General features: G+C 69.3%; 15 protein-coding genes. 11 read left to right on the forward strand and 4 right to left on the reverse strand.

Annotated elements, in window-relative coordinates; genetic code table 11:
* The first annotated feature begins 5 nt into the window (after positions 1-5).
* Genes hisS through ESD82_RS05890 form a run of 4 tightly spaced genes read left to right on the forward strand, consistent with a single transcriptional unit; the run spans position 6 to position 3,667 of the window.
* Positions 6-1,490: a histidine--tRNA ligase gene (gene hisS, locus ESD82_RS05875; RefSeq protein ID WP_028709866.1), complete on the forward strand. Its 1,485-nt coding sequence runs from the start codon at positions 6-8 to the stop codon at positions 1,488-1,490.
* Positions 1,487-2,569, forward strand: coding sequence for an ATP phosphoribosyltransferase regulatory subunit (locus tag ESD82_RS05880; RefSeq protein WP_147428777.1), 1,083 nt, complete (start codon positions 1,487-1,489; stop codon positions 2,567-2,569). The genes hisS and ESD82_RS05880 overlap by 4 nt, the downstream gene beginning before the upstream one ends.
* Positions 2,566-3,243: an ATP phosphoribosyltransferase gene (gene hisG / locus ESD82_RS05885; RefSeq protein ID WP_147428776.1), complete on the forward strand. Its 678-nt coding sequence runs from the start codon at positions 2,566-2,568 to the stop codon at positions 3,241-3,243. Before ESD82_RS05880 ends, hisG begins: the two co-directional genes overlap by 4 nt.
* 55 nt (positions 3,244-3,298) lie before the next feature.
* On the forward strand, positions 3,299-3,667 hold the full coding sequence (locus tag ESD82_RS05890) for a hypothetical protein (RefSeq protein ID WP_024843314.1): 369 nt from the start codon (positions 3,299-3,301) through the stop codon (positions 3,665-3,667).
* A 55-nt stretch (positions 3,668-3,722) separates the two neighbouring features.
* Here the strand turns inward: ESD82_RS05890 and ftsY are convergent, their stop codons facing one another.
* Both ftsY and ESD82_RS05900 read right to left on the reverse strand, forming a co-directional pair.
* Positions 3,723-4,769, reverse strand: coding sequence for a signal recognition particle-docking protein FtsY (gene ftsY, locus ESD82_RS05895; RefSeq protein WP_024843315.1), 1,047 nt, complete (start codon positions 4,767-4,769; stop codon positions 3,723-3,725).
* 128 nt (positions 4,770-4,897) lie between these two features.
* Positions 4,898-5,827, reverse strand: a complete 930-nt coding sequence (locus tag ESD82_RS05900) for a class I fructose-bisphosphate aldolase (protein WP_024843316.1) — start codon at positions 5,825-5,827, stop codon at positions 4,898-4,900.
* A gap of 126 nt (positions 5,828-5,953) precedes the next feature.
* Between ESD82_RS05900 and ESD82_RS05905 the strand changes: the two genes are divergently transcribed.
* The gene (locus ESD82_RS05905) at positions 5,954-6,181 is read left to right on the forward strand and encodes a hypothetical protein (RefSeq protein WP_147428775.1); all 228 of its coding nucleotides are present in this window, start codon (positions 5,954-5,956) and stop codon (positions 6,179-6,181) included.
* A gap of 123 nt (positions 6,182-6,304) precedes the next feature.
* On the opposite strand, the gene ESD82_RS05910 is transcribed toward ESD82_RS05905, so the two are convergent.
* A complete protein-coding gene (locus ESD82_RS05910; protein WP_024843318.1) occupies positions 6,305-7,501 on the reverse strand; it encodes a phosphoglycerate kinase in 1,197 nt (398 codons plus the stop codon).
* Between the two features lie 178 nt (positions 7,502-7,679).
* On the opposite strand from ESD82_RS05910, the gene ESD82_RS05915 reads away from it, so the two are divergent.
* The 3 genes from ESD82_RS05915 (at position 7,680) to ESD82_RS05925 (ending at position 9,294) form a co-directional block, all read left to right on the forward strand.
* Positions 7,680-8,189, forward strand: coding sequence for a peptidylprolyl isomerase (locus tag ESD82_RS05915; protein WP_024843319.1), 510 nt, complete (start codon positions 7,680-7,682; stop codon positions 8,187-8,189).
* Positions 8,179-8,784, forward strand: a complete 606-nt coding sequence (locus tag ESD82_RS05920) for a peptidylprolyl isomerase (protein ID WP_147428774.1) — start codon at positions 8,179-8,181, stop codon at positions 8,782-8,784. Before ESD82_RS05915 ends, ESD82_RS05920 begins: the two co-directional genes overlap by 11 nt.
* 291 nt (positions 8,785-9,075) lie before the next feature.
* On the forward strand, positions 9,076-9,294 hold the full coding sequence (locus tag ESD82_RS05925) for a hypothetical protein (protein WP_147428773.1): 219 nt from the start codon (positions 9,076-9,078) through the stop codon (positions 9,292-9,294).
* A 21-nt stretch (positions 9,295-9,315) separates the two neighbouring features.
* Here ESD82_RS05925 and gatB read toward each other — a convergent pair whose 3' ends face one another.
* Positions 9,316-10,833, reverse strand: a complete 1,518-nt coding sequence (gene gatB / locus ESD82_RS05930; protein ID WP_147428772.1) for an Asp-tRNA(Asn)/Glu-tRNA(Gln) amidotransferase subunit GatB — start codon at positions 10,831-10,833, stop codon at positions 9,316-9,318.
* A 388-nt stretch (positions 10,834-11,221) separates the two neighbouring features.
* On the opposite strand from gatB, the gene ESD82_RS05935 reads away from it, so the two are divergent.
* Genes ESD82_RS05935 through ESD82_RS05945 form a run of 3 tightly spaced genes read left to right on the forward strand, consistent with a single transcriptional unit; the run spans position 11,222 to position 16,564 of the window.
* A complete protein-coding gene (locus tag ESD82_RS05935; RefSeq protein WP_147428771.1) occupies positions 11,222-11,899 on the forward strand; it encodes an ImuA family protein in 678 nt (225 codons plus the stop codon).
* The gene (locus ESD82_RS05940; RefSeq protein WP_147428770.1) at positions 11,805-13,325 is read left to right on the forward strand and encodes a Y-family DNA polymerase; all 1,521 of its coding nucleotides are present in this window, start codon (positions 11,805-11,807) and stop codon (positions 13,323-13,325) included. The genes ESD82_RS05935 and ESD82_RS05940 overlap by 95 nt, the downstream gene beginning before the upstream one ends.
* Positions 13,325-16,564 (forward strand): error-prone DNA polymerase, encoded by a 3,240-nt coding sequence (locus ESD82_RS05945; protein WP_147428769.1) that lies wholly within the window; start codon positions 13,325-13,327, stop codon positions 16,562-16,564. The genes ESD82_RS05940 and ESD82_RS05945 overlap by 1 nt, the downstream gene beginning before the upstream one ends.
* Positions 16,565-16,623 lie beyond the last annotated feature (59 nt).

The raw sequence follows: 16,623 nt of genomic DNA on the forward strand, positions 1-16,623 counted from the left end.
AAACCATGGCGAAAGATCAGAAGAAACAGCCCCGTCCCAAGGCCGAGACGCCCAAGGGGTTCCGCGACTATTTCGGCGCGGACGTGACCGAGCGCAAGCAGATGCTGGACCGTATCGCCGAGATCTATCATCGCCACGGCTTCGAGCCGCTCGAAACCAGTGCCGTGGAAACCGTCGAGGCGCTGGGAAAGTTCCTGCCCGACGTGGACCGCCCCAATGCCGGCGTCTTCGCCTGGCAGGAATCGGACGTCCCCGGCGGCGGCTCCGGCGACTGGCTGGCGCTGCGCTATGACCTGACCGCGCCCTTGGCCCGCGTCGCGGCGCAGTTCCGCAACGACCTGCCCAGCCCCTATCGCCGCTATGCCATGGGCCCGGTCTGGCGCAATGAAAAGCCCGGCCCCGGCCGCTTCCGCCAGTTCTACCAATGCGATGCCGATACCGTGGGTTCTGCCTCGGTTGCCGCGGATGCCGAGATCTGCGCCATGCTGGCGGCGGCGCTGGAACATGCCGGGATCGCGCGCGGCGACTACCTGATCCGCATCAACAACCGCAAGGTGCTGAACGGCATCCTGGAATCCACGGGCGTGGCCGAGGGCAAGCCTGCCGACGACGTGCTGCGCACCATCGACAAGTTCGACAAGGTCGGCGAGGAGGGCGTGCGCCAGCTGCTCACCACCGGCCGCAAGGACGATAGCGGCGCCTTCATCGAGGGCGTGGGGCTGGCCCCCGAACAGGCCGGTCCGGTGCTGGCCTTCCTGACCTCGAAGGGCGCGGACAACGCCGCGACGCTGCAAAACCTGCGCGCCGCCGTCGGCGCCTCGGCCGCGGGGGCCGAGGGGGTCGCGGAACTGGCGCAGATTGCCCAGATGCTCGCCGCCATGGGCGTGGGCGAGGATCGCGCCGTCATCGACCCGTCGATCGTGCGCGGCCTGGGCTATTACACCGGCCCGGTCTTCGAGGCCGAGCTGACCTTCGAGATCCTCGACGACAAGGGCCGCAAGCGTCAGTTCGGCTCGGTCGCCGGCGGCGGGCGCTATGACGGGCTGGTGGAACGCTTCACCGGCCAGAAGGTGCCGGCGACCGGCGTCTCCATCGGCGTGGACCGGCTGCTGGCCGCCCTGCGCGCCAAGGGGCTGATGGGCGGGGCCGAGCCGGGCCCGGTCGTCGTCACCGTCATGGACCGCGAGCGCATGGCCGATTACCAGGCCATGGCGGCGGAACTGCGCGCGGCCGGCATCCGCGCCGAGGTCTATCTGGGCAACCCGAAGAACTTCGGCAACCAGCTGAAATATGCCGACAAGCGCAATGCCCCGGTCGCGATCATCCAGGGCGGCGACGAGGCGGCGCGCGGCGTGGTGCAGGTCAAGGACTTGGTCCTTGGGGCGAAGATCGCGGCCGAGGCCAGCCACGAGGAATGGAAGGCCCAGCCCGCCCAGACCGAAGTGGCCCGCGCCGATCTGGTCGCCGAAGTCCGGCGCATCCTGGGATGAGCAAGCGCGAGAAACAGGCCATCGGCCAGCGGATCCTCGCCGCCTTCCGCGCCGCAGGGGCCGAGGAAGTGGCGCCCGACCTGCTGCTGCCGGCCGAGACGCTCTTGGACCTCTATGGCGAGGACATCCGCGCCCGCGCCTATGTGACCCAGGATCCGATCCGCGGCGAGATGATGCTGCGCCCCGACTTCACCGTGCCGGTGGTGCAGATGCACATGGCCAGCGGCGCCGAGCCCGCCCGCTATTGCTACCTGGGCGAGGTGTTCCGCAAGCAGGACCATGGCGAGACGCGCCCCGAGCATCCGCGCGACAACGAATACCTGCAGGCCGGCTTCGAGCTTTTCGCCCGCGACCCGGATGCCGATGCCGAGGTTTTCGCCCTGTTCCACGACATCCTGGCGCCCCTGAAGCTGCAGGCCAGCATGGGCGACATGGACCTGCTGATAGACGCGGTGCGCGCCTTGCCGCTGTCGGGTGCGCGTCGTGCCGCGCTTTTGCACCACATCTGGCGGCCGCGGCGCTTTGCCAAGGCGCTGGCGCGCTTCGCCGCCCCGGCCGAGGCCCGCGGCTTTCCCGAAACCGCCGCGCCCTGGACCGGGCTGCGTTCGCCGGCCGAGATGCAGGCCCGCATCGACCGGCTGCGCAGCGACGCCGCCGAGGCGCCGCTGCCGCCGCAATGGGTCGAGCGGCTGGAGCGGCTGTTCTCCATCCAGGCCCCGGCCCCCGAGGCGCTGCGGCAGCTGCGCGCGCTGGCGGCCGAGATCCCCGACATCGCCGAGGCGGTGGACCGGCTGGAGCGCAATCTCGCGGCGCTGTCGGCGCGCGGCATCGACGTGGGCCGGGTGCATTTCGACGCCAGCCACGGCCGGCACACAATGGAATATTACGACGGCATGACTTTCAGCTTTGCCGCGCCGGGCCGCACGGACTGGCCGCCCGTCGCCTCGGGCGGGCGCTACGACGCGCTGGCGGCGGTGCTGGGCCAGGCGCAGGGCCGCTCGATCCCGGCGGTGGGCGGCATCATCCGGCCGGGGCTGGTCTACGAATTGGGGGGCCAGGTCTTGGGGAAAGCAGCATGATCCGGCTGGGCGTGCCGTCCAAGGGGCGGCTGATGGAGCAGACATTCGACTGGTTCGCCACCCGCGGCGTGACCCTGTCGCGCGCCGGCTCGGATCGCGAATATGCCGGCCGGGTCGAGGGGGCGGACAATGTCGCGCTGGTGCTGCTGTCGGCGGGCGAGATCCCGCGCGAGTTGATGGCCGGGCGCATCCACCTGGGCGTGACCGGCACCGACCTGATCCGCGAGAAGCTGCCCGGCTGGCGCAGCCATGTCGAGGAACTGGCGCCGATGGGCTTCGGCCATGCCGACCTGATCCTGGCCGTGCCCGCTTGCTGGAGCGATTGCGAGACGCTGGACGATTTCGCCACCATCGCCCGCGATTTCCGCGCCGAGCACGGCTTCCGCCTGCGCATCGCCACCAAGTATCATCGGCTGGTGCGCGCCTGGCTCTCGGCGCAGGAGGTCGCGGATTACCAGCTGGTCGACAGCCAGGGCGCGACCGAGGGCACGGTGGCCAACCTGACCGCCGAGGCCATCGCCGACATCACCTCCTCGGGCGAGACGCTGCGCGCCAACCACCTGAAGATCATCGGCGAGGAGCCGATCCTGCGCTCGCAGGCGACGCTCTTGCGCTCGCTGGCGGCGGGGGACGAGGCCGAGGTGCGGGATTTCTCAGCGCGACTCGGGCTCTAGAAACCCGCGGCCGGGCAGCGGCGTTGTTTTCCTGCACCGCCAAGGGAGAATGACCATGCGCCTGGCCGCCCTGATGCTGATCCTGTCCGCCAGCCCCGTGCTGGCCTCGTCCGAAGCGGCCTGGGAGCAGTTCCGCCAGGATGTCGAGGCGGCCTGCACCGCGCTGGCCCCCGAGGCGGGCGAGACGGCGATCGAGATCAACCCCTTCGGCTCGGAAAGCTACGGCGCGGCGCTCTTGATCACCACGCTCGCCGATGGCGGGGTGGATCGCTACGTCTGCATCTATGACAAGCAGGCCGGAACCGCCGAGCTGACCGCGCCCTTCACGCCACCGCAGGATGTGGTCGAGCCGATGGCCGATGCGGCGGGCAATGTCGCGCCGGCCGAGGACACAAGGACCGACGCGCATCTCGTCAAGCCGTGACCTCCGCTCCGGTTGCGCCGCCGCAGGGGTATTTGGAAAACGGAAAGCCGCGGGGTCAGTCCCCGAGACCGACCAGGGCGCGGGCGAAGTCGCGGGCGTCGAAGGCATCGAGATCGTCGATCTGCTCGCCCACGCCGATGGCATGGATCGGCAGGCCGAAGCGGTCGGCCAGCGCAACCAGCACGCCGCCGCGCGCGGTGCCGTCCAGCTTGGTCATGACCAGGCCCGAGACATCGGCGAGCTTCCGGAAGGTCTCGACCTGGCTCAACGCGTTCTGCCCGGTGGTCGCGTCCAGCACCAGCAAGGTGTTGTGCGGCGCCGACGGATCCTTCTTGCGGATGACGCGGACGATCTTCGCGAGTTCCTCCATCAGATCCTGGCGGTTCTGCAGGCGGCCGGCGGTGTCGATCATCAGAAGATCCGCGCCCTCAGCCTCGGCCCGCACCATGGCGTCGAAGGCGAGGCTCGCGGGGTCGGCGCCCTCGGGCGCGGTCATCACCGGCACCCCGGCGCGGCTTCCCCAGACCTGCAATTGCTCGACGGCGGCGGCGCGGAAGGTGTCGCCGGCCGCGATCACCACCTTCTTGCCTGCCGCCTTGAACTGGCTCGCGAGCTTGCCGATGGTCGTGGTCTTGCCCGAGCCGTTCACCCCCACCACCAGCACCACCTGCGGCCGCTTGGGATAGAGCGGCAAGGGCTTGGCGACGGGCGTCATGATGCGGGCGATCTCCTCGGCCAGCAGCTCTTTCAGCTCGGTGGACGAGATGCGCCGCCCCATGCGGCCCTCGGCGATATTGGCGGTGACGCGCAAGGCCGTCTCGACGCCCATGTCGGCCTGGATCAGCATCTCCTCGAGCTGCTCCAGCATCTCGTCATCCAGCTCGCGGCGCGGCTCGGCCGTGGCGGCCTGGCCGAAGATGCGGCCGAAAAGCCCGGGTTTGGCGGGCGTGTCAGGGATCGGGGCTTGCGGGGCTGGGGCAGCGGGCTGCACCGGCGCGGCGCTTTCCGGTTCGGCACCTTCGGACACGATGTCATCCAGCCCCGCGCCGATCTTCGACGAGGACCGCGTCAGCCGCTCGCGCAGTTTCGAGAAAAACGCCATGCACCCATCCTTCTGCCTGTGGCGCAAGAGACTAGGCGTTCCGCGGCCAAAGGAAAAGGGCGCCTGCGCAGCGCCCTTCTTTCTTGCCGAAATATCCCGGGGGTGTGGGGGCAGCGCCCCCACGGCGCTCAGGCCTTGCCCAGATAGATGTCCACCAGCTTGCCCAGCATCTCCAGCGCATCCTCGCGCGAACGCTGGAAGCTGTTGCGGCCGATGATCGAGCCGTTGCCACCGCCGTCGCGGATGGCGCGCGCGTCGTCGAAGACCGCATCCGCGCCCTTGGCCGCCCCGCCCGAGAACACCACGATGCGGCGGCCGTTGAAGGCCGACTGCATGCAATGCGCCACGCGCTTGGCCTGGGTCGAGATGTCGATGCCCTTGGCCTCGTAGACCTTTTTCGCCTCGCCCAGTTCCAGGTGGTCGGTCGAGAGCTTGATCTTGATGATATGCGCCCCGATCAGCGCCGCGATCTGCGCGGCATAGGCGGCGATGTCGATGGCGGTCTCGCCGTCCTTGCTGATCGCCTCGCCGCGCGGATAGGACCAGATCACCGTCGCCACGCCCTTGGCGGCGGCTTCCTTGCGCATCTCGACGATCTCCTCGATCATGTCGAGCGCCATGTCCGAGCCCGGATAGATGGTGAAGCCGATGGCCGAGCAGCCCAGCCGCAGCGCGTCGTCGACCGAGGCGGTGATCGCCTGGTTCTTGCCGGCGGTGTCCGACATCAGCGAATTGGCCGAGTTCACCTTGAGGATGGTCGGGATCTGGCCGGCAAAGGTGTCGGCGCCCGCCTCGATCATGCCCAGGGGCGCGGCATAGGCGTTGAGCCCGGCGTCGATCGCCAGCTGGTAATGGTAATGCGGGTCATAGCCGGCCGGGTTCGGCGCGAAGCTGCGCGCCGGGCCATGCTCGAAACCCTGGTCCACGGGCAGGATGATCATCTTGCCGGTGCCGGCCAGCTTGCCGGTCATCAGCATGCGGGCCAGCTGTGCCTTCACACCCGGCGCTTCGCCCTCGTAATTGGCGAGGATCTTGCGGACGGTATCGGTCATCTGCATCGGGAACTCCATGTCTGAATGCCGGCTGATTAACAGACCAGCCGGCAAGGGCAATCGCGATTGCGCTAACGGAACACATGGCCGCCTTTCGGCGTTATTCCGCTGTCAGAATTGGGAGGAATTCCAATGGCGAACGAAGATCCCGACGGCATTCCCGAACAGATCCGCCAGAACCGGCCCTTCTTCCTGGTGCTGGGACTGGCCTTTGCGATCGCGATCGGGGCCTTTCTCTATATCCTGTTCCTCGACACCGACTCGCGCGACGTGACGCGCAACGCGCCGCCCGCCGCGACGACACCGGCCATGCCGGCAGGCGAAGCCGCGCCGGAAGCCGCACCGGCCGAGGGGAACTGACCGCAGCCGGCAGGGGACACCAGGGCGTCCCCTGCCGCCCTTTCGCTTGCGCCGATGCGCCGATCCGGCATCAGACGGAACAGCCCCCCGCGAGGGGCTCCTCCGCCTGCCGGGCGGCAGGCCTCAGCGTTTCTGCAGGGCCGCGACGCCGGGCAGTTCCTTGCCCTCCATCCATTCCAGGAAGGCGCCGCCGGCAGTCGAGATGAAGGTGAAATCGCCCGACACCCCGGCCTTGTTCAGCGCCGCCACCGTGTCGCCGCCGCCGGCGACCGAGATCAGCTTGCCCTCGCGCGTCAGCCGCGCGGCCTCTTGCGCGGCGGCATTGGTCGCGGCGTCGAAGGGCGCGATCTCGAAGGCGCCAAGCGGGCCGTTCCAGATCAGCGTGCGGCTGGCCTCGAAGACCTCGCGGATCTTCGCCACCGTGGCGGGGCCGGCGTCCAGGATCATCGCATCGGCCGGGCAGGCATCCGCCGCCACCGTCTCGTTGTCGGCGCCGGCCTTGAACTCGCGCGCCACCACCACGTCCACCGGCAGGTGGATGGTGCAGCCGGTCTGTTCCGCCTTGGCCAGGATCTCGCGCGCCGTATCGGCCATGTCGCGCTCGGCCAGCGACTTGCCGACCTCGATGCCCTGGGCGACCAGGAAGGTGTTGGCCATGCCACCGCCGATGACCAGATGATCGACCTTCTCGATCAGGTTGCCAAGCAGGTCGAGCTTGGTCGAGACCTTGGCGCCGCCGACCACCGCCACCACCGGGCGCTGCGGATTGCCAAGCGCGGCGTCCAGCGCCTTGAGCTCCGCCTCCATCAGCCGGCCGGCGGCGGCAGGAAGCAGCCGCGCGATGCCCTCGGTCGAGGCATGGGCGCGATGGGCGGCCGAGAAGGCGTCGTTGACGTAGACCTGGCCCAGGGCGGCCAGCGAGGCGGCGCAGGTCGCGTCATTGGTTTCCTCGCCCGGATAGAAGCGGGTGTTCTCCAGCAGCAGGACATCGCCCGGCTTCAGGTCGGCCACAGCCCGCTTGGCGGGGCCGCCGATGGCCTCGTCCGCAAACCTGACCTCCTGGCCCAGGGCGCGCTGCAGCGCCGGCAGAACGACCTTGAGGCTCATGCTGTCCACGCGCTTGCCCTTGGGGCGGTCGAAATGCGCCAGCAGCACCGGGATGCCGCCCTTGGCCTGGATGTCCTTGACGGTGGGCACGATCTTTTCGATTCGCGTGGCATCGGTGACCTGGCCGTTTTCGACCGGGACGTTCACGTCCACGCGGACAAGCACCACCTTGCCGTCAAGCTCCAGGTCGTCGATCGTGTTGAAATCCGCCATGCTCATGTCCCTTTCATGTTGGGCTGACCGTCCCCCGCCGGGGTTTTCCCGCATCATGACATTTTCGTCAACCGGCGCCGGAGGCCGGGCATGCGGCGAAACGCACGGCGCCGGCGGGCGTTGTCTGGGCGGGGCGAAACGCTTATGCCTTTGCCCAAGCCATCAGAAGGAGACCCCCATGGCCGAGATCAAGGATCCCGAGAACACGGTCATCATCGAGCTGAAGGACGGCCCGGTGGTGATCGAACTGCTGCCCGACGTGGCGCCGAAACATGCCGAGCGCATGAAGGAACTGGCCCGCGCCGGGAAATACGACAACGTGGCCTTCCACCGCGTGATCGAGGGCTTCATGGCCCAGACCGGCGATGTGGAACATGCCAACATGGAAAACAACTACAATCCGGGCCGCGCTGGCACCGGCGGCTCGGACCTGCCGGACCTGCCGGCCGAGTTCTCGCGCCTGCCGCATGACCGCGGCACGCTGGGCGCGGCGCGCTCGATGAACCCGAACTCGGCCAACAGCCAGTTCTTCATCAATTTCAAGGACAACCACTTCCTGAACGGCCAGTATACCGTCTATGGCCGGGTCATCGAGGGCATGGAGCATGTCGACAAGATCGCCCGCGGCGAGCCGCCGGCGAATCCCGACCGGATGATCTCGGTGAGGGTGGCGGCCGATGTGGAATAAGCTGCTGCTTCCCGCCCTGGTGCTGGGCGCCGGCGCGGCCGCCCATCCGGTCCTGGCCGAGGGCCTGCCGGGCGTCACCGACGGGCCGGGTCCGAACCTGGTGATCGAGGTGGCCGATTCCAAGGGCACGGCCAAGGGCCGGATCGTGCTGGACCTTTACAACGACAAGGCGCCGAACCATGTCGAGCGCCTGGTGACGCTGGCGAAATCGGGCGCCTATGACGGGGTGGTGTTCCACCGCGTGATCGACGGCTTCATGGCTCAGACCGGCGATGTCGAATTCGGCAAGCACGGCAGCGATACCGCGCGGGCGGGCATGGGCGGCTCGAACATGCCGGACCTGGCGGCCGAGTTCAACGATGTCAGCTTCCAGGCCGGCACCGTGGGCATGGCGCGGGCGCAGGATCCCAACAGCGCCAACAGCCAGTTCTTCATCGACCTGGCGCCGGCGACTTTCCTGGACGGGCAATATACCGTTGTCGGCCAGCTGGTCGACGGCTGGGACGTGCTGAACGCGATCAAGAAGGGCGACCCGGCCGCCAATGGCGCCGTGGTCGAGCCCGACTACATGGTCAAGGTGACGGTCGAGGAGTGATCCCCGGCCCCGCCTGACCAAGGCCCCGCGTTCCGGCGCGGGGTCTTTTTTATCGGGCAGGTGTCAAGGTCATCCGAGGAGGAGCCATCGGCATGCAGGACCAAGCGATCATGCGCGAAACGGCTCGGGTATCTGGAGAAGCCGCTGGCCCGGATGCCGATCAGATGGCGTGCCTATCGGGCCGCACCAGGTCGCCGCTCGTGCCAGCCATCCCGAACGATAGCGCGGGACGCCCTCCGAGGTTTGATCTTCATGACCAAAACTCGATGCCGCAGCACGGGCATATTTCCCATGATGGACAATCTCCCGCCGGCCGCCGTTGAGCGGCGGGCTGCGGCGGAAAGCCGCGAGCTTATTTCATTCATGCCGGGCCGGAATGGCGAAGGCTTGCCGACAGGCCGGGCCGCGCAGCGGAAAACGGCCGAAGGGCTTGCCCTGGCGCGGCTGGGCGGGGCCGGAAAGGCCCCTTGCCCTGCCGCGCGCAAGCCGCGCCGCGGTATCGCGGGATGAACGCCGGCTGTCCGTGGCGGATCAGGCCAGGGCGAGCTTCTTGGCCACCAGTTCGTTCACCGCCGCCGGGTTGGCCTTGCCGCCGGTGGCCTTCAGCACCTGGCCCACGAACCAGCCGGCCAGCTTCGGGTTGGCCTTGGCCTTTTCCACCTGCGCCGGATTGGCGGCGATGATCTCGTCCACCGCCGCCTCGATGGCGCCGAGGTCGGTGACCTGCTTCATGCCGCGCGCCTCGACGATCTCGGCCGGATCGCCGCCCTCGGTCCACAGGATCTCGAACAGTTCCTTGGCGATCTTGCCCGAGATCGCGCCCGAGCCGATCAGGTCGATCACCCCGCCAAGCTGGGCGGCCGAGACGGGCGAGGTCTCGACGCTCAGCCCTTCCTTGTTCAGCCGTCCGAACAGCTCGTTGATGACCCAGTTCGCCGCCATCTTGCCGTCGCGCCCGGCGGCGACCTGCTCGAAGTAATCGGCGCTTTCGACCTCGGCGGTCAGCACACCGGCATCGTATTCGGACAGGCCCAGTTCGGTGACGAAACGCGCCTTCTTCTCGTCCGGCAGTTCCGGCATCGCGCCGGCGATCTCGTCCACCCAGGCCTGCTCGATCTCCAGCGGCAGCAGGTCGGGATCGGGGAAATAGCGGTAGTCATGCGCCTCTTCCTTGGAGCGCATCGAGCGGGTCTCGCCCCGGTCGGGGTCATAGAGCCGGGTTTCCTGCACCACCTTGCCGCCATCCTCGATGATGGCGATCTGGCGGCGTGCCTCGTATTCGATGGCGGCCTGGATGAAGCGCAGCGAGTTCATGTTCTTGATCTCGCAGCGGGTGCCGAGATGGCTGAAATCGCCGGTCTCCTGGTAGCGTTCGTAGGCGCCGGGCGCGCAGACCGAGACGTTCACGTCGGCGCGCAGGTTGCCGTTCTGCATGTTGCCGTCGCAGGTGCCGAGGTAGCGCATGATCTGGCGCAGCTTGGCGACATAGGCCGCCGCCTCCTCGGGGCCGCGGATGTCGGGGCGGCTGACGATCTCCATCAGCGCGACGCCGGTGCGGTTCAGGTCGACGAAGGACATGTTCGGGTCCATGTCGTGGATCGACTTGCCGGCATCCTGTTCCAGGTGAATGCGCTCGATCCTGACGCGGCGGGCGACGCCGGGGGCCATGTCCACGATCACCTCGCCCTCGCCCACGATCGGGTGGTAAAGCTGGCTGATCTGGTAGCCCTGCGGCAGGTCGGGATAGAAATAGTTCTTGCGGTCGAAGGCCGAGACCAGGTTGATCGCCGCCTTCAGGCCCAGCCCGGTCTTGACCGCCTGCGCCACGCAGAACTCGTTGATCACCGGCAGCATGCCCGGCATGGCAGCGTCGACGAAGGCGACATGGCTGTTCGGCTCGGCCCCGAAGCCGGTCGAGGCACCGGAAAACAGCTTGGCGTTCGAGGCGACCTGGGCGTGGACCTCCAGCCCGATGACCAGTTCCCAATCCTGCTTCGCACCCTGAATGATCTTCGGTTCGGGGGCGGTATAGGTCAGATGGTCGAGCATGGCATTTTCCCTGGCAAGGCTGCGCCCCGCCTTCTAGGCGCTTGGCGCGCGGCTCGCAAGGGTTGCGCGGGCGGTGCCGCATCGGGCCGCTCCGTGCCGGGCGGCAGGGAGCAAAACCGCGGCTCGCAGGTTGGCCCCGGATGAGCGGCCCGATGACCGGGATGAAGGCCATGGGGTTTTCCCCGCCGCCCGGCGTTGCATGCCCTGTCCCGATCCTGCTGCCCTGCCCCGCATGTCTTGCGGCTTGCATGGGCCATGGCCTTTCGTCCTGCACCTTTGGCGTCAGATGGCCTCAACCGCGCAGGCAGTGCAATGTTCCCTGGCGCGGCCGGATTGACGAATCCTTGGACAAGGGATAGGAACAAATCAGGAACATACTGACTGAACCATGTCCGCTCGCCCTTTCCCTTCCGGGGTGGCGCCTTTCGGACGGGCGCCAGTCCCCGCGGCGCCGCAACCGAGCGCGCCGACCCTGTCCGAAGCCTTCGGCGCCCGTCCCCTGGCGGGGGCGGCGCCCGGATTCGTCCTGGCCGCCCTGCCGCCGGGGCTGGTGCTTTGGGCGCAGGACCGGCTAAGCCGGACCGAATTCGGCGCCCCCTTCCTGCCCGGCATGGGCCGCGACCTGCTGCGGCTGGACCTGACGCGCCCCGCCGATGTGCTGGCGGCGCTGGAGGACGGGCTGCAAAGCCGCGCCCTGGCCGCCGTGGTGGGCGAGATCCATGGCGCCGCTGCGGCGCTGAGCTTCACCGCCAGCCGCCGCCTGGCGCTTCGGGCCGAGGCGGCGGGCCTGCCCTGCTGGCTGATCCGCCACGCCGCGCCGCCCGAACCCAGCGCGGCGCGGATGCGCTGGCGGGTGACGCCGCTGCCCTCTGCCCCCGACCCGGACGATCCGCAGGCGCCGGGCGAGCCGCGCTGGCTGGCGGAACTGTTCCGGGTCCGCGGCCAGCCGCCCTCGACCTGGGTGGTGCGCCATGACCGGGCGGCGGATCGTCTCGATTTCTCTGCCCCGCCTGGCGATCGAGAGCTGGCTGAACCGCGCCGCGCGCCGGGGCGACGCCTGGCCTGAGGAGATCCCGCTGGCGCTGGCCGCGCCCGGTCCGCACGGGCCCGTCATCCATGCCGCGAACCGCGCCGCCGAACGGGCCGGGGCCCGCATCGGCGCCCGCGCCGTGGACAGCCGCGCCATCTGCCCCGAATTGCGCATCGAGCCGGCCGAGCCCCGACGCGATGCCGCAAAACTGGCGCGGCTGGCCTTCTGGGCCCGGCGCTGGGGCCCCTTCAGCACGCCCGACGACAAGGACGGCATCATTCTCGACACCACCGGCGCCGCGCATCTGTTCGGCGGCGAGGCGGCGATGCTGGCCGAGATCCAGGCCGGCTTCGCCCGGGCCGGGCTGACCGCGCGGCTGGCGCTGGCGCCGACGCGCGGCGCGGCCTGGGCGCTGGCCCGCTTCGGCCCCGAGCGCACGATCTGCGCCGATCCCCTGCCCGCGCTGGCGCCGCTGCCGGTGGCCGGGTTGCGGCTGTCGGGGGAAACCCTGCTGCTCTTGCGCCGGCTGGGGCTCAGGACCATCGGCGACCTCGCCGCCCTTCCGCGCCTGTCACTGATGCGCCGCTTTGCCCGGGCCGAGCCGCAGGACAATCCGTTGATCCGCCTCGACCAGGCGCTGGGGCGGGCGGCCGAGCCGCTGGATGCGCCCGAGCCCGCACCCGAATACGCCGCCGAGGCCCGGCTGGCCGAGCCGGTGATGGACCCCTCGGACTGGCTGCCCGGATTGCTGGCCGATCTTTGCGCGCAGATGGCGGCGGCGGATCGCGGCTGCCGGCGGCTGTGCCTGTCGGTGTTTCGCGTGGATGGCGAGCGGCGCGACATCCGCGTCGCCCTGGCCGCGCCCACGCGCGACCCCGGCCATTTGCTGCGCCTGTTCGACGGCCGGCTCGAACGGCTGGACCCTGGCTATGGCTTCGACCTGATCCGGCTTGCGGCCGAGGCGGTCGAGCCGCTGGCCCAGACCCAGCCCGGCCTCGACGGTGCCGCGCCCGCAGGGCTGGCACTGGCGCGGCTGGTGGACCGGCTGGCGGCGCGCTTCGGCGCGGCGGCGATCAGCCGGCCGCTGCCGCGCGAAAGCCATGTCCCCGAACGCGCCGAGACACCCGGCCCGCCGCTGGCCACCATTCCCGCCCCGGTCGCGCGCGCCGACCGGCCGATCCGCCTGCTCAACCCGCCCGAGGAGATCCGCGTGCTCTACGCCATCCCCGAAGGCCCGCCGGCGCAATTCGTCTGGCGCCGGCAGACCCTGCGCGTCGCCCGCCATGCCGGGCCCGAGCGCATCGCTCCGGAATGGTGGCACGACCGCCCCGGCACCCGGCTGCGCGACTATTTCCGCATCGAGGACGACAGCGGCCTGCGCCTGTGGATCTATCGCGAGGGGCTGGTCCATGACGGCCGCGGCGGCGCGCCGCGCTGGTTCCTGCACGGGATCTTCGCCTGATGCCCGACCATCATGCCCGCCCCCAGATCCCGCTGCCCCCGGCCGAGCACCCGAACCCGCCCGCGGATTACGTCGAACTGGCAGTGACCAGCGCCTTCAGTTTCCTGCACGGCGCCTCGCAGCCGCGCGAGCTGGCGTTGGCGGCGCATCTGATGGGCTATGACGCGCTGGGGATCGCCGACCTCAACAGCCTGGCCGGGGTGGTGCGGCTGCATGCCGCGGCGAAGAAGCTGCAACTGCGCCCGGTGATCGGGGCGCGGATCGTGCTGGCGGAGGGCAGCGCCTTCCTGGCCTATCCCACCGACCGCGCCGCCTATGGCCGGCTCGCCTCGCTGATCACCAAGGGCCGGCGGCACGACCTGGACGGGAACTGGCAGAAGAAGGGGCGCTGCGACCTGAGCCTGGACGACCTGGCCGCCCATGCCGAAGGCATGCGGCTGATCTGGCTGCCGGGCGACGACCTTGCACCCCTGCCCGGCCTGGCCCGCCGCCTGCCGCAGCTGTCCCATGTCGCGGCCAGCTGGCTTTATCGCGGCGACGACCGGGCGCGGATCAACCGCCTCGACCGGGCGGCGCGGGCGGCGGGGCTGTCGATCGTCGCGGTGAACGACGTGCATTACCACGCCCCCGACCGCCGGCCGCTGCAGGACGTGATGACCTGCATCCGCGCGGGCACCACCATCGCCCGGGCCGGCCTGCTGCTGGCGCAGAATGCCGAGCGTCACCTGAAGCCTCCGGCCGAGATGGTCCGCCTGTTCGCCGACTGGCCCCATGCCATCCGCGCCACGCGCGAGATCGCCGACAGCTGCCGCTTCTCGCTGGACGAGCTGCAATACGAATATCCCCGCGAAAGCGTGCCGCCCGGCCTGACCCCGCAGCAGCATCTGGAAAACCTGACCTGGCAGGGCGCGGCCTGGCGCTATCCTGCCGGCGTGCCCGAGAAGGTCCACGCCACGCTGGTCAAGGAACTGGCGCTGATCCGCCGGAAGGAGATCGCCCAATATTTCCTGACCATCCACGACATCGTCCGCTATGCCGAAGATCAGGGCATCCTGAACCAGGGCCGCGGCTCGGCGGCGAATTCGGCGGTCTGCTACGTCCTCGGCATCACTCCGGTCGATCCCGCCAAGCATGAACTGCTGTTCGAGCGATTCATCAGCGAAAACCGCAAGGAGCCGCCCGATATCGACGTGGATTTCGAGCATGAGCGGCGCGAGGAGGTCATCCAGCACATCTATGACGCTTATGGCCGCGACCGCGCCGGGCTCTGCGCCACGGTGATCCATTACCGCCCGCGCAGCGCCATCCGCGAGGTCGGCAAGGTCATGGGCCTGTCCGAGGACGTGACCTCGGCGCTGGCCGACACGGTCTGGGGCAGCTGGGGCAAGGACATGTCGGCGGCCTCGACCGACCAGGCCGGGCTCGACCTGGGCGACCCGCTGCTGCGGCGCACGGTCAGGCTGGCCGAGGAGATGATCGGCATGCCGCGCCACCTGTCGCAGCATGTCGGCGGCTTCGTGCTGACCGAGGGGCCGCTGTCGGAAACCGTGCCCATCGGCAATGCCGCCATGCCGGAGCGCAGCTTCATCGAATGGGACAAGGACGACATCGACGAATTGCGCATCCTCAAGGTCGATGTGCTGGCGCTGGGGATGCTGACCTGCATCCGCAAATGCTTCGAACTGGTCCGGGTGCATTACGGCAAGGCGCTGACGCTTTCGGATTTCGACCGGGACGATCCGGAGACCTATGCCATGCTGCAAAGAGGCGACAGCATCGGCACCTTCCAGGTCGAAAGCCGGGCGCAGATGGCCATGCTGCCGCGGCTGAAGCCCAAGGAGTTCTACGACCTGGTGATCCAGGTCGCCATCGTCCGCCCCGGCCCGATCCAGGGCAACATGGTCCATCCCTATCTGCGCCGCCGGGCGGGATTGGAGACGGTGGATTACCCCGCCCCCTCGCCCGAATGCGGCCCCCCGGACGAACTGTTCAAGATCCTGAACCGCACCGAAGGCGTGCCGATCTTTCAGGAGCAGGCGATGAAGATTGCCATGGTCGCCGCCGAGTTCTCACCCGCCGAGGTGGACGATCTGCGCAAGGCCATGGCCACCTTTCGCTCGCGCGGGACCATCGAGCGGTTGCAGGACCGGATGGTCGGCCGCATGGTCGAACGCGGCTACGACCGCGACTTCGCCGAGCGTTGCTTCAACCAGATCAAGGGCTTCGGCGATTACGGCTTTCCCGAAAGCCATGCCGCGGCCTTCGCGCATCTGGCCTATGTCTCGGCCTGGCTGAAATGCCATCACCCGGCCGCCTTCGCGGCGGCGCTGCTCAACAGCCAGCCGATGGGCTTCTACGCGCCCGCCCAGATCGTGCGCGACGCGCGCGACCACGGCGTCATCGTGCTGCCGGTGGATGTGAACATCAGCGAATGGGACAACATGCTGGAGCCCTGCGACGGCGCCTTCGCGCTGCGCCTCGGCCTGCGCCAGGTCGAAGGGCTGTCCAAACCGCTGGCCGAACGCATCAAGGCTGCGCGGGACGCGCCCTATGCCGACCTGGCCGATCTCAAGGCCCGCGCCGGGCTCGATGCCCGCGCCATCCGGCTGATCGCGGCGGCCGACGGCTTGCGCTCGATGGGGCTCGACCGGCGGGCTGGGCTGTGGCAGGCACGCGCCCTGCGCGACGCGCCGGACCTGCCGCTGTTCGGGGCCCGGGACGAGGGCGCCGAGCCCGCCGTTGCCCTGCCCGCCATGCCGCTTTGCGAGCATGTCACCGCCGATTACCAGACCCTGCGCCTGTCGCTGAAGGCCCATCCCATGGCCTTCCTGCGCCGCAGCCTGGCAGCACAGGGCTATGCCTCGGCGGCGGACCTTGCCGCCCTGCCGAATCGCGGCCGCCTGCGCATGGCCGGCATCGTGCTGGTGCGCCAGCGCCCCGGCAGCGCCAACGGCACCTGCTTCGTCACGCTGGAGGACGAAACCGGCGTGGCGAATCTGGTGATCTGGGAAAAGACCTTCGCGCGATTCCGCAAGGTGGTGATGACCGCCCGCCTGCTGGAGGTCCACGGCCAGCTCCAGCGTGCCGAGGGCGTGACCCATATCGTCGCGCATTGGCTGGGCGACCGCTCCGACGCGCTGCTGCGCCTGGCCGGAGAGCCATGCCCGGCCCTGCCGGCCCCGCGCGCCGGCCATCCGCGCCAGGTCAGGATAATGCCGAAATCGCGGGATTTTCACTAAGGGTCGGCCTGTTCAGGCGGCGGGCCATCCTCTAGCCTGCGGGCGAATCCGGGCTGGAG

Origin of the sequence: Paracoccus pantotrophus (assembly GCF_008824185.1) — a bacterium.
GTDB lineage: Bacteria > Pseudomonadota > Alphaproteobacteria > Rhodobacterales > Rhodobacteraceae > Paracoccus > Paracoccus pantotrophus.